Consider the following 12,900-nt stretch of genomic DNA (forward strand, 5'->3'; position numbering starts at 1 on the left):
GAATTTGGTTAGAAATCGTTATAATGGACGAAAATTTTAGCAAACGGAGAGAAAAAAATGAAGATAATTGAAGTCGATGAAGAATTATATCAATACATTGCGGCACAAACTCAATCTATTGGAGAAAGTGCGTCTGATATTCTTCGCCGTTTGTTGAATTTACCTACTCATGCAACAAGCTCGGTTGATTTCTTTGAATCAGTGGCATCAGCTGAAACGCCAAAAAGTGCGGTGCATTCTGAGCCTGTTTTAGCGGAAAAAACAACCGAAGCATCTCAGCCAAAAGTTGAACCTGTCGAACCGCCAAAAGCAGTGAAAAAACAATCAGATGAAGCAATTAATCACATTGTTGATAAAGTGCGTGCACTCTTGAATTCTGCTGAATTTAAAGAAGAGCCAAAAGCAGTCGTGCGTTTTTTAAGTATATTGCGTACACTTTATCGTACCAATCCAGAAAGCTTTGCACAGGCAACCGAAAGCTTGCAAGGCCGTACTCGTGTGTATTTTGCTCGTGATGAAGGAACGTTGCTTGTGGCGGGGAATCATACTAAACCAAAACAAATTCCAGATACGCCATATTGGGTGATTACCAATACCAATAGTGGTCGTAAGATGTTGATGCTAGAAGGGGCGATGCAATCTATGCATTTGCCGGAATATTTAATTGACGAAATTCGCCCTTATTTCGTTAGCAACTAATTCGATGCAAAAATTCCCTTGGCAAGCATTTGCCCAAAATTCAGCGTATGCAAATCAGGTCGCGTTGCGAAATTCGCAAGGCGATCCTTTTACTTGGGTGGAACTTGCTGAGAAAATTAATCAAGTGGAAGCCTTTCTTTTACAACAAGGTGTAACGACGCAAAGTGCGGTCGCTTTTTGCGGTAAAAATTCAGAACAGATCTTATTTCTCTATTTAGCGGTCATTCAGCTAGGCGCAAAAATTTTAGGTATCAACCCTGCATTTCCTCAAGAAAAAAGAGAAGAATTGTGCCGAGTTTATGGTGTAGATTTTTGTTATCAAACCGAAGATATTCGCTATTTAGTGACTAAAGCGTTAGCCCAACATGAAACCGATTGTACAAAAGCAGCTACGATGACGCTCACATCGGGTTCGACTGGTTTGCCTAAAGCTGTTGTGCATAATATTTCTGCTCATTTAGCTAATGCGGAAGGCGTTTGTGCCTTAATGAATTTTGGCAAAGAACAATCATGGCTACTTTCCTTACCGCTTTATCATGTTTCTGGACAAGGTATTGTGTGGCGTTGGCTGTATGCGGGAGCAACTTTAGTACTACCGAAAGAAGATTTTTATCAATCTATTGGTGAAGTTTCTCATGTTTCTCTCGTGCCAACGCAATTACAACGTTGGTTTGATTATTTGACGGAGCATCCTCAATCTATTCATACGCAAGCGGTATTATTGGGGGGAACGCAAATTCCTGTTAAATTAACTCAAGCGTTAAATGAATTAGGGATTCGAAGTTATTCCGGTTATGGTATGACAGAAATGGCTTCTACCGTATTCGCTAAGCAATCTGATGGAAAAATAGGCGTGGGACAGCCTTTACTTGGCCGAGAGTTCAAGTTAGTGAATGAAGAAGTTTGGCTAAAAGGTGCCGGACTTGCCATGGGATATTGGCGAGAAGGGCATATTGTTCCACTCACCAATGCAGAAGGTTGGTTCCAAACAAAAGATAAAGGTCAATGGCTTGATGACGAATTAGTTATTCAAGGCCGATTGGATAATATGTTTATTTCTGGTGGAGAAAATATTCAGCCGGAAGAAGTTGAAAAAGTGATTGCACAATCAGATTTTGTGAAACAAGTCTTTGTTTTACCTAAACATGATGAGGAATTTGGCCATCGCCCTGTCGCAATTGTTGAATTTCATACCTCATTTAATGAAAGTGCGGTCGAATCTCTCAACGTTTTTTTACAAGGGCGATTGGAGCGATTTAAGCAACCTGTTGCCTACTATGAACTCCCTCAGGATTTAATCCAAGGGGCAATAAAGATTTCTCGCAAAGCACTCGCCGATTGGCTGTCGCAACAATAGGAAAGTTAGTTTAATGAAAAATATCTCTCGAGTTTTGACCGCATTTGGTCTTTCATTTGTTTTTACGCTGGCGCTTTCTCAGCCTGTTTGGGCAGAGAATAATAATGCTGATTTACCGACGGAAAAAACACTAAAAAGTGAATTAGCCGAGGCACAAAAATTACCAGATGGTGATGAAAAAACAAACAACGTCGCGACAATCCAGGCTTCGCTTGATTTCTTGCAACAAATTCAAACACAGCAAAAAAATAATAACGATTTGCAAGATACGCTTATTGATGCAGATTCTGAAATTCAGAAGAATAATGCCGATCTTCAAAATCTTAAAAAACAGCTAAGCACGCCAAATAACACCGATTATGCTTCGCAAAGTTTAGCGAATTTGCAGGCTCAGGTTGAGAAACTGACCAATCAACAACAAGATGCTCAATCTGCATTAAGTGCCGTGAATACACAACTTGCAGGGCAAAGCTCTGTATCCGAACGCGCCCAAACTGCCTTAACAGATAATGTTAAACGTACGCAAGAATTGAATCAGAAATTGGCTGACCCAACAACTAGTTCGCTATTAAAACAGCAAATTCAACTTGAGTTGCAATTGATTGAGCTAAAAAATATCTATAATCAAGTGCTATTAAAAAATAGCGATCAGTTGACTGTGCTTTATCAAAGTCGATATGAACTGTTGAATACGCGAGTTCAAGCATTGCAGCAACAAATTGCGGCTATTCAAGAAGTGATAAACCAAAAGAATTTGGCTAAAACACAAAATCAAGTTGAGCAAGCACAACAACAAAACCAAAGTGTTGAGCAAAATCCGCTGATCCAGAAAGAGTTGGATTTAAATTCTCAACTTAGCCAATATTTACTTGAGCAAACAGAGAAAACCAATACATTAACGCAAGATGAACTACGCATGCGAAATGTGTTGGATAACTTAACGCAGACACAACGTACCATTGATGAGCAAATCAGTGCATTACAAGGCACATTGGTGCTTTCACGCATTATTCAGCAACAAAAACAAAAATTACCGACCAACTTAAATATTCAAGGTCTTTCAAAACAAATTGCGGATTTGCGTGTACAGATCTTCGATATTACGCAGAAACGTAATGAGCTTTATGATATTGATGCCTACATCAGTAAAATTGAGCAGGATGAAAACAAATCCTTTACGCCAGCAGAAAAAACACAATTAACCAATTTGCTCACTGAACGTCGTAAAGTGGGTTCTGATTTAATTAAATCGTTGAATAATCAATTGAATTTAGCGATTTCCTTAGAGCTAACCCAACAGCAAATTACACAAATCAGTGATCAGATTCAGTCTAAACTCGACCAACAAAGTTTCTGGGTAAAAAGTAATAATCCAATTAATCTTGATTGGTTCAAGAAATTACCGATGTCACTTAAAGCACAATTTGATGGTATTGGTAAAAAATTAGGTTTCCCAACAAACTTTGATAATTTGCCGTATTTACTCACTTACGTCTTTATTTTGTTTGTGATTGGTGGATTGATTTTCAAATTTAAAGAATCGATTAAACAACGCTTAGCCGTGATTAATGGTGAGATTAACACGCTTCGTTCTGACAGCCAATGGCATACGCCACTTGCGTTATTTTATACGGCGCTTTTATCGTTATCAGGCACCCTGTGGTTCTTAGCGACTTGCCAACTTTTAGGCTTTTTCTTTGTGAAAAATCCACAAGAGTTTTGGGAGTGGTCGCTTAGCATGGCGGGCTATTGGTGGTTCTTTAGTTTTATCTTAGCTATTCTTCGTCCGAATGGTATTTTAGTGTGCCATTTTGGTTTTACTAAAGAGAGTGCAGCGAGCCTACAAGACGTCACGAAACGTATTATTGTTTCTGTTGTGTTATTACTGAATACGTCAATTTTCAGTAATGTCATGGATACAGGTTTAGCAAATGACGTATTGGGTGAAATTAATACCATTGTTGCTTTGCTTTTCTGCATTGTAATTATTGCACCACGTTTTATTCGTACTGAAAAATCATTGAGTTCAACGACAACAGATAAGCGTGATAGAACCATTTTCAAAATTGTACGAATCTTATTGCAATTGGTCCCTGTTATTTTAATTGCACTAATTGCTTTAGGCTATTATTACACCGCCTTAAATTTAATTACGCATATTATTAATACCTACATTGCATGGGTGGTGTGGTCGTTGGTGCGTCATACAATTTATCGTGGTGTCACCGTAGCATCAAGACGTTTAGCTTATCGTCGTTTACAAGAAAAACGTCAGCAAAAACAACAAGATTCAAGTGATGCTTCAGCCTCTGATGATGTGGTCGTGATTACCGAACAAGAAGAGGGATTGGACTTAAATGAAGTGCGTAGCCAGTTACTACGCTTTGCCGATCTCTTTATTTGGACCGCACTTTTTGTCATCTTTTATTATGTCTGGTCAGATTTAGTTACGGTGGTAAGTTATTTGCGTGATATTACCTTGTGGCAACAAACTTCAACAACTGAAGCGGGCGTGGTGACCGAAACGATTTCACTCTTTAACTTGATTGTTGCGTTAATCATTGTTGTGATTACCTATATTTTAGTGCGTAATATTCAAGGTATTTTAGAAATATTACTCTTCTCCCGAGTGAAACTTTCACAAGGTACGCCTTATACCATTACAACATTATTAACCTATATCTTGGTTGCAGTGGGTGGCGCATGGGCATTTTCTACCCTTGGGATGTCATGGTCTAAATTACAATGGTTATTTGCCGCCCTTTCCGTTGGTCTCGGTTTTGGTATGCAGGAAATTTTTGCGAACTTTGTTTCCGGCATCATTTTATTATTTGAGCGTCCAATTCGTGTGGGCGATACTGTGACAATTAACGATGTAACAGGTACAGTAGCGAAAATCCGTATTCGCGCCATTACGATGATCGATCCGGACCGAAAAGAAGTGATTGTGCCAAATAAATCCTTTGTAACCGGACAAGTGACTAACTGGGCATTATCTAACACCGTTACTCGTTTGGTTGTATCTGTTGGGGTGGCGTATGGTTCAGATTTAGACTTAGTGAAACGCTTATTATTGCAAGCTGCACATGAGCAACCAAGCGTCTTAAAAGATCCAGAACCAAGAGCGCTATTTTTAACCTTTGGGGCAAGTACATTAGATCACGAATTACGTGTTTATGTAGGGCAAGTATCTGAGCGAAATGATACGCTTGATGCGCTCAACCGCCGCGTGAATGAGTTATTTGCAGAAAATAATATTGATATTGCATTCAACCAATTAGATATCTTTATCAAAAACAAAGATACAGGCGAAGAGATTCCATTTATTGATGTGGCAAAATTAGCCCAAAATCATTAATTAAAGAGAGAAAATATGGCAGGGAATACTATCGGACAACTTTTTCGTGTGACGACCTTTGGGGAGTCACATGGTATTGCATTAGGCTGTATCGTAGATGGCGTACCGCCGAATCTTGAATTATCGGAAGCGGATATTCAACCTGATTTAGATCGTCGTAAACCCGGTACATCGCGTTACACTACGCCACGTCGTGAAGACGATGAAGTACAGATTTTATCTGGGGTGTTTGAAGGTAAAACAACGGGTACCAGTATTGGAATGATCATTAAAAATGGTGATCAACGTTCACAAGATTATGGCGATATCAAAGATCGTTTTCGTCCTGGGCATGCTGATTTTACCTATCAACAAAAATACGGTATTCGTGATTATCGCGGAGGTGGACGATCTTCTGCACGTGAAACCGCTATGCGTGTTGCTGCGGGAGCGATTGCGAAGAAATATTTACGTGAACAGTTTGGCATTGAAGTACGTGGCTTTTTGAGTCAAATTGGCGAAGTGAAGATTGCACCACAGACTATCGATAAAATTGATTGGGATAAAGTGAATAGCAATCCATTTTTCTGTCCAGATGAAAGTGCGGTCGAAAAATTTGATGAATTAATCCGTGAATTGAAAAAAGAAGGCGATTCGATTGGCGCCAAACTAACCGTGATTGTAGAGAATGTTCCTGTTGGTTTAGGAGAGCCTGTTTTTGATCGACTTGATGCGGATTTAGCCCATGCTTTAATGGGGATTAATGCGGTTAAAGGTGTAGAAATTGGCGATGGCTTTGCAGTGGTCGAACAGCGTGGCAGTGAACATCGTGATGAAATGACACCAAATGGTTTTGAAAGCAACCATGCTGGCGGTATTTTAGGGGGCATTAGCTCAGGTCAGCCAATTATTGCGACTATTGCTCTAAAACCAACATCCAGTATTACCATTCCAGGACGCTCTATTAATTTAGCGGGAGAACCCGTGGAAGTGGTGACAAAAGGTCGTCATGATCCTTGTGTGGGTATTCGTGCAGTACCCATTGCAGAGGCTATGGTTGCAATTGTTTTACTCGACCATTTATTGCGTTTTAAGGCGCAGTGTAAATAACTATTTTAAATTAAGCTTATTTTTCTTTTATTAAAGATAAGGTAATTCGTTTTAGGAAATCTTATGAATAAATCTTTAACAAAATTACTTTCAAGTGCGGTTGTTTTAGGGAGCGTTTTTTTCTCGCTACAAACAACAGCCTCGCCACAAGATTGGCAACGAATTAAACGTCCAATTCCTGCAACAGATGGTAAGGCAAATCCAATTGGTAGCTATTCGAATGGTTGTATTATTGGGGCTGAACCTTTGCCTTATAAAGGTGAGGGATACCAAGTGATTCGTATGAATAAAAACCGCTATTATGGTCATCCGGATATGATTGCCTATTTACAGCGTCTTGGACAAAAAGCGAAGTCAGCGGGCTTACCGACAATGTTAGTTGGGGATATTGCTATGCCAGGTGGTGGTCGCTTTTTAACGGGGCATGCAAGCCATCAAATGGGATTAGACGCGGATATTTGGTTGCGCATGGGTACCATGACAGACAGTGAAGCGTTAAATTCTGACGGAAAAGGCTTACTCGTGGTGAATCGCCAAGCACAACGTGTTGATGAAAATGTGTGGAGTAACAATCATGCAACGTTAATCAAACTGGCCGCGCAAGATCCCAAAGTGACCCGTATTTTTGTGAATCCAGCAATTAAATTAAAACTTTGTCAAACTGCGGGAGACGATCGTGCTTGGTTACACAAAATTCGTCCATGGTTTGGCCATGATTCACATTTCCACGTGCGTATTGCTTGTCCAAAAGATGCCGCTTATTGTGAAGATCAAGCACCTGTACCAGCAGGCGATGGTTGTGGCGATGAACTTTATTCTTGGTTTGAACCCGCAAAACCAGGTTCAGGCGCTTCTAAACCAAAAGTGACACCACCAGAACCGTTCTTGTGCCAACAAGTGTTGAGTTCGCCAAATAGTAGCGAATGGTTAGAGTAGGAGTTAAATAATGGACTTGGGGATTGATATTTTAGCCATGCTTTTTGCTGCTGCCTTTATTGCCGCATTTATTGATGCGATAGCGGGTGGCGGAGGCTTAATTACAATCCCTGCCTTATTAATGACAGGTATGCCACCTGCAATGGCATTAGGCACGAATAAATTACAAGCATTCGGCGGTGCGTTGTCGGCAAGTATTTACTTTCTGCGTAAAAGAGCGGTCAATTTATCGGAGTTTTCTTTCATCTTACTGGTGATTTTTATCGGCTCGGTGATTGGTACCTTGCTTATTCAAAGTTTAGATGCGTCATTAATTAAGAAAGGGCTTCCATTTCTCATTTTAGCGATCGGCTTATACTTTTTGTTTACGCCTAAATTGGGCGAAAGTGATCGCAAACAACGAATTTCTTATACTGTTTTTGCGTTATTTTTTGGCTCTCTTCTGGGTTTTTATGACGGCTTTTTCGGGCCTGGGACGGGTTCATTGATGAACCTAGCTTGTGTGACGTTACTTGGATTTAACCTAACCAAAGCCACCGCACATGCGAAAGTGATGAATTTAACCTCAAATTTTGCTTCATTAATTTTCTTCTTTATTGGTGGTCATGTGATTTGGACCGTCGGTTTAGTTATGATGGCAGGAAGCCTGATAGGTGCAAATTTAGGTGCCAAAATGGTGATGGCAAAAGGCAAACAACTGATCAGACCGATGGTGGTGATTATGTCATTTATCATGACGATAAAAATGGCGTATGATCAAGGTTGGTTTCATTTTTAACGATTGATTATGACAGATTCTCAAAAAAAATTACGTATTACGGCACGAACAGGCTATGAACCACATTTTTCATGGTCATATTTGCACCCGAAAAATTGGGGCATTTGGCTTGGTATTTTTGTGCTTTTGTTACTTGCTTTTGTGCCATTTCGTTTACGCGATAAAATGGCCGAGAAACTGGCTCGTGCGCTGACGAAAAAAATCGGTAAACCACGTATTCGTGCCGAGATTAATTTGAAACTCTGTTTCCCGGATTGGACGGCTGAGCAGCGTGACAAAGTGATTGAAGAGATGTTTGTGACGGTCGCACAAGTCATGCTTGGTATCGGTGAAATTGCCATTCGTTCTAAAAAACATTTACAAAAACGCAGTGAATTCATTGGTCTTGAGCATATCAAACAAGCCAAAGACGAAGGGCATAACATCATTTTGATGGTGCCACATGGTTGGGCGATTGATGCCTCTGGTATTATTTTGCATACACACGGCATGCCGATGACATCAATGTATAACCCTCACCGAAATCCATTAGTAGATTGGTTATGGACTTTAGCTCGTCAGCGTTTTGGCGGGAAAATGCATGCTCGCCAAAATGGGATTAAGCCGTTTTTAGCGCACATCAAGCAAGGTCAAATGGGATACTATCTTCCAGATGAGGATTTTGGTGCCGAGCAAAGTGTCTTTGTAGATTTCTTTGCCACTTATAAAGCCACACTTCCTGGGTTAAACAAAATGGCGAAATTAGCAAAAGCGGTGGTTATTCCAATGTTTCCACGCTATAACGCTAAGAATGGCAAGTATGAAATGGAAATTCGCCCACCTATGCAATTAAGCGAAGATCCTGAGCAATCAGCTCGTGCGATGAACGAGGAAATTGAATATTTTGTTACACCAACCCCCGAACAATATGTCTGGATTTTACAGCTTCTTCGTACGCGAAAAGACGGGGAAGATATTTACCCAGATTAATTTATTTTATTTATAAAAGTGCGGTCAAAATTCACCGCACTTTTGTATTTTTATATGCTAGAATGCGAGCCTAAAAACAGGATTTTTTCTTACTCTTTTTTGAGCAATTATTTATGAACAAACAACTTGAATTAATCAAATCTTCTATCAAATCTATCCCAAATCATCCAAAAGAAGGCATCATTTTCCGTGATATCACGAGCTTACTCGAAGTGCCTGCGGCTTTCAAAGCCACAATCGATTTGATCGTTGAAAAGTATAAAGATCAAGGTCTCACAAAAGTAATTGGTACCGAGTCTCGTGGATTTATTTTTGGTGCGCCAGTTGCATTAGCATTAGGCTTGCCATTTATCCCCGTTCGTAAACCAGGAAAATTACCGCGTGAAGTGATTGCACAGTCTTATCAATTAGAATACGGTCAAGACACCCTTGAATTGCACACAGATGCGATTTCACAAGGTGATAATGTGTTAATCATTGATGACTTGTTAGCGACAGGCGGTACAGTTGAAGCTACCGTGAAATTAGTTCAACGTTTAGGCGGTGAAGTGAAGCATGCTGCCTTTGTAATTAATTTGCCAGAATTAGGGGGCGAAAAACGCTTACGTGATTTAGGCATTGATTGCTATACCTTAGTAAATTTTGAAGGCCATTAATTTTTAAAGAGATGCGATGAGCTACCAAGTTTTAGCCAGAAAATGGCGACCAAAAAACTTTTCTGAAGTAGTGGGACAAAGCCATGTGCTCACTGCTTTGGAAAACGGTTTAAAAGAAAACCGTTTACATCATGCTTATTTATTTTCCGGCACCCGTGGCGTGGGTAAAACCTCCATTGCTCGTTTATTTGCGAAAGGATTGAATTGTGTAAACGGTATTACTGCCGATCCTTGCGGTGAATGTGAAAACTGCAAAGCGATCGAAGCGGGCAACTTTATTGATTTAATTGAAATCGATGCGGCTTCTCGTACCAAAGTAGAAGATACGCGTGAGCTATTAGACAACGTGCAATATAAGCCGGTAGTGGGGCGCTATAAAGTCTATCTTATCGATGAAGTGCATATGCTTTCCCGCCATTCTTTCAATGCGTTGTTAAAAACCTTGGAAGAACCGCCTGAATATGTGAAATTCTTATTGGCTACAACGGATCCACAAAAATTGCCGATTACAATTTTATCCCGTTGTATGCAATTTCATCTTAAAGCATTAGATGAACCGCAAATTTCAGCGCATCTTAATCGCGTGCTTACGGCAGAAAATATTCCTTTTGATGCGCCTGCATTGGATAAATTAGCCAAAGCGGCACAGGGCAGTATTCGTGATAGTTTAAGTTTAACGGATCAAGCGATTGCCATGGGCAACGGTAAAGTTTCTACCGATGTGGTGAATACCATGCTTGGGCTGTTAGATGAAGATCAGCCGATTGAAATCATTTACGCCTTACATCAAGGTAACGGTGAGCGTTTAATGAAAACCATCCAAACGGTGGCAGAAAAAGCGGGCGATTGGGATGAGTTATTGGCAGAAACAGCAGAGAAATTGCATCAAATTGCCTTAATGCAGTTGCTTGCTAAAAATGCCACAGATGAAAACGATCACTTAGGTTTTCTGGCCAAACATATTTCACCGGAAGACGTACAATTTTTCTATCAAGTGATTGTATCGGGTCGAAAAGAATTGGCCACCGCACCAAATCGTCGAATTGGTGCAGAAATGACATTATTGAGGGCATTGGCATTCCACCCAAAGTTCCTTACGGCAGCACAAACGCCTAAACAAGGCGTGCTATCCCCTGAACAAAATACACAGAAAAGTGCGGTTGAAAATCAGCCTATCTCTGGTTATGTGGATATGCCGGTGCTGTCGCAAAACATCAAAGCAAATTATTCTGCACAAGCGCAAAAGCCAATGGCTCAATCGGCGATTGTGCATTCTTCACCTTCTCAACCTGTTTCCACTCAAACAACATCTTCATTAAATTTAGCCAGTCTTGCGGCATTAGAAGCATTGAATCAATTAACGCAAATTGAGCAATCAGAGCGCCAACATCATCATGATGAACAACAAGCCGCAGTGGAAGAAACCTTGCATCATCTCCAAGCGTTAGATGAGCAAAAAAATTCACCGAAAATGACCGCACTTCCTGTGCGAGAGATGACACCACCGAAAGCGACGCAAACGAAAGCAGCAGTGTCAAATCCAATTACTCAACAAGCAGAAGCGTTAAAGCAAAGTGTTGAAACGGTTGAAAATACCATTGATGACAATGCTGAAATGGATGCGGAAGAGCAGGAAATTCTGGATGCGGAAACTTACCGTTGGGAGTGGAGTAATCCGGATTTAGCTAAAGTGGATAGCGGTGTGCGACCTTCTGATATTAAACAGGCGATTTTAAAAGATGTGACACCAGAATTGCGTGAGAAAATTATTCAAATTACGCAAAAACAAGATCCTTGGACGGATATCGTTGAACGCTCTGGCGTGACTGGTTTCTCAAAAGAGTTGGCATTAAATTGCTTTATTAAGTCGCAAACCGAAGATGAAATTCAACTCGGGCTTCATTCTGAAAAAGCCCATTTAAAACAAGATCGAAATATTAAAAATTTAGTGGATCATCTTGAACGTTTATATGAAAAACCAGTCAAATTGTCGATTTTTGTTGAAGATTCCGATGTTTTAACCCCGATGGATTACCGCAAAAAAGTTTATCAGGAGTTGCGTGAACAGGCACGTACGGATTTACAGCAAGATAAAAAACTGCTTTTATTACAAAAAGAGTTTGATGCGAAGTTGGATGTTGAAAGCATTCGACCAGTCTAAAACTCATTTCTCTAAATTTTAACTTTATAAAGGAAAGAATATGGCGTTTAGCTCTCTTTTTACTCTTATTGATGACATTGCATCGATTCTTGATGATGTCGCCTTGATGACCAAAATGGCAGCCAAGAAAACCGTTGGCGTGGTAGGCGATGACTTAGCCTTAAATGCTAATCAGGTAACAGGGGCATCTTCCGATCGTGAATTACCCATTGTCTGGGCGGTAACAAAAGGATCGTTAGTCAATAAAGTCATTTTAATTCCAATTGCTTTACTGCTTTCTGCGTTTTTACCTTGGTTAATTGTGCCACTTCTGATGATTGGTGGGGCGTATTTATGTTTTGAAGGGGGAGAGAAAATTCTACATAAGTTTATTGCTCATGAAGAGCATGAAGAAAAAACAACCTTTAATGAAGCCGCTAAAATTAAAGGGGCAATTCGTACGGATTTTATTCTTTCCGCTGAAATTATCATTATTGCATTGGGCGAATTAACCGAAGCGAGCTTGCTGACCCGCATTATTTCCCTTTCAATAGTCGGTATCGGAATCACTATTTTTGTTTATGGCTTGGTTGCATTAATTGTTAGAGCAGATGATTTTGGTTTATACCTTATCAAAAAAGGTGGCGTAGCGAAGTCAATCGGGAATGCAATTTTAGTGATTATGCCAAAATTTATGCGTTCACTTAGTTTTATCGGTACGCTTGCGATGTTCTTAGTCGGTGGCGGTATTTTCGTACATAATGTGGATTTCATTCATCATTTGCTCGCTGATTATCAATTAGCCGATGGTTTACTCGGTAATGTGTCGACGTTAGTCGTGGGTGTGATCGTAGGCGCGATTGCTTGTGCGATTGTATTACCCGCGATGAAATTATTCGGTAAACACTAAAATGAGAT

At 40.2% G+C, this 12,900-nt stretch carries 10 protein-coding genes; all 10 read left to right on the plus strand.

The annotated features are described in order from the left end of the window. Positions 1 to 57: 57 nt before the first annotated feature. Positions 58 to 699: a replication initiation negative regulator SeqA gene (gene seqA, locus HMPREF2750_RS00675; RefSeq protein ID WP_070582189.1), complete on the plus strand. Its 642-nt coding sequence runs from the start codon at positions 58 to 60 to the stop codon at positions 697 to 699. 4 nt (positions 700 to 703) lie between these two features. Beyond that, positions 704 to 2,056, plus strand: a complete 1,353-nt coding sequence (gene menE / locus HMPREF2750_RS00680; protein WP_070582190.1) for an o-succinylbenzoate--CoA ligase — start codon at positions 704 to 706, stop codon at positions 2,054 to 2,056. A gap of 13 nt (positions 2,057 to 2,069) precedes the next feature. Further along, complete coding sequence (mscK, locus tag HMPREF2750_RS00685) at positions 2,070 to 5,414, plus strand: mechanosensitive channel MscK (RefSeq protein WP_070582191.1); 3,345 nt, start codon at positions 2,070 to 2,072, stop codon at positions 5,412 to 5,414. Between the two features lie 15 nt (positions 5,415 to 5,429). Continuing rightward, entirely contained in the window at positions 5,430 to 6,503 is a 1,074-nt protein-coding gene (gene aroC / locus HMPREF2750_RS00690) for a chorismate synthase (RefSeq protein WP_070582192.1), read from the plus strand. Between the two features lie 63 nt (positions 6,504 to 6,566). Next, a complete protein-coding gene (mepA, locus tag HMPREF2750_RS00695) occupies positions 6,567 to 7,439 on the plus strand; it encodes a penicillin-insensitive murein endopeptidase (protein ID WP_070582193.1) in 873 nt (290 codons plus the stop codon). A 10-nt stretch (positions 7,440 to 7,449) separates the two neighbouring features. Next, the gene (locus HMPREF2750_RS00700) at positions 7,450 to 8,217 is read left to right on the plus strand and encodes a TSUP family transporter (RefSeq protein WP_070582194.1); all 768 of its coding nucleotides are present in this window, start codon (positions 7,450 to 7,452) and stop codon (positions 8,215 to 8,217) included. A 9-nt stretch (positions 8,218 to 8,226) separates the two neighbouring features. Further along, on the plus strand, positions 8,227 to 9,186 hold the full coding sequence (gene lpxM / locus HMPREF2750_RS00705) for a lauroyl-Kdo(2)-lipid IV(A) myristoyltransferase (protein WP_070582195.1): 960 nt from the start codon (positions 8,227 to 8,229) through the stop codon (positions 9,184 to 9,186). A gap of 113 nt (positions 9,187 to 9,299) precedes the next feature. Next, on the plus strand, positions 9,300 to 9,842 hold the full coding sequence (gene apt / locus HMPREF2750_RS00710; RefSeq protein WP_005698770.1) for an adenine phosphoribosyltransferase: 543 nt from the start codon (positions 9,300 to 9,302) through the stop codon (positions 9,840 to 9,842). A gap of 16 nt (positions 9,843 to 9,858) precedes the next feature. Then, a complete protein-coding gene (gene dnaX, locus HMPREF2750_RS00715) occupies positions 9,859 to 12,003 on the plus strand; it encodes a DNA polymerase III subunit gamma/tau (RefSeq protein WP_070582196.1) in 2,145 nt (714 codons plus the stop codon). 40 nt (positions 12,004 to 12,043) lie between these two features. Next, positions 12,044 to 12,892, plus strand: coding sequence for a DUF808 domain-containing protein (locus HMPREF2750_RS00720; protein ID WP_070582197.1), 849 nt, complete (start codon positions 12,044 to 12,046; stop codon positions 12,890 to 12,892). Positions 12,893 to 12,900 lie beyond the last annotated feature (8 nt).

This window comes from Haemophilus sp. HMSC066D02 (assembly GCF_001810545.1).
Taxonomy (GTDB): Bacteria; Pseudomonadota; Gammaproteobacteria; order Enterobacterales; family Pasteurellaceae; genus Haemophilus_D.

Excerpts from the sequence above, each read along its gene's own strand:
- seqA (WP_070582189.1), top strand. The coding sequence starts at position 58 with ATGAAGATAATTGAAGTCGATGAAGAATTATATCAATACATTGCGGCA.
- menE (WP_070582190.1), top strand. The coding sequence starts at position 704 with ATGCAAAAATTCCCTTGGCAAGCATTTGCCCAAAATTCAGCGTATGCA.
- mscK (WP_070582191.1), top strand. The coding sequence starts at position 2,070 with ATGAAAAATATCTCTCGAGTTTTGACCGCATTTGGTCTTTCATTTGTT.
- aroC (WP_070582192.1), top strand. The coding sequence starts at position 5,430 with ATGGCAGGGAATACTATCGGACAACTTTTTCGTGTGACGACCTTTGGG.
- mepA (WP_070582193.1), top strand. The coding sequence starts at position 6,567 with ATGAATAAATCTTTAACAAAATTACTTTCAAGTGCGGTTGTTTTAGGG.
- HMPREF2750_RS00700 (WP_070582194.1), top strand. The coding sequence starts at position 7,450 with ATGGACTTGGGGATTGATATTTTAGCCATGCTTTTTGCTGCTGCCTTT.
- lpxM (WP_070582195.1), top strand. The coding sequence starts at position 8,227 with ATGACAGATTCTCAAAAAAAATTACGTATTACGGCACGAACAGGCTAT.
- apt (WP_005698770.1), top strand. The coding sequence starts at position 9,300 with ATGAACAAACAACTTGAATTAATCAAATCTTCTATCAAATCTATCCCA.
- dnaX (WP_070582196.1), top strand. The coding sequence starts at position 9,859 with ATGAGCTACCAAGTTTTAGCCAGAAAATGGCGACCAAAAAACTTTTCT.
- HMPREF2750_RS00720 (WP_070582197.1), top strand. The coding sequence starts at position 12,044 with ATGGCGTTTAGCTCTCTTTTTACTCTTATTGATGACATTGCATCGATT.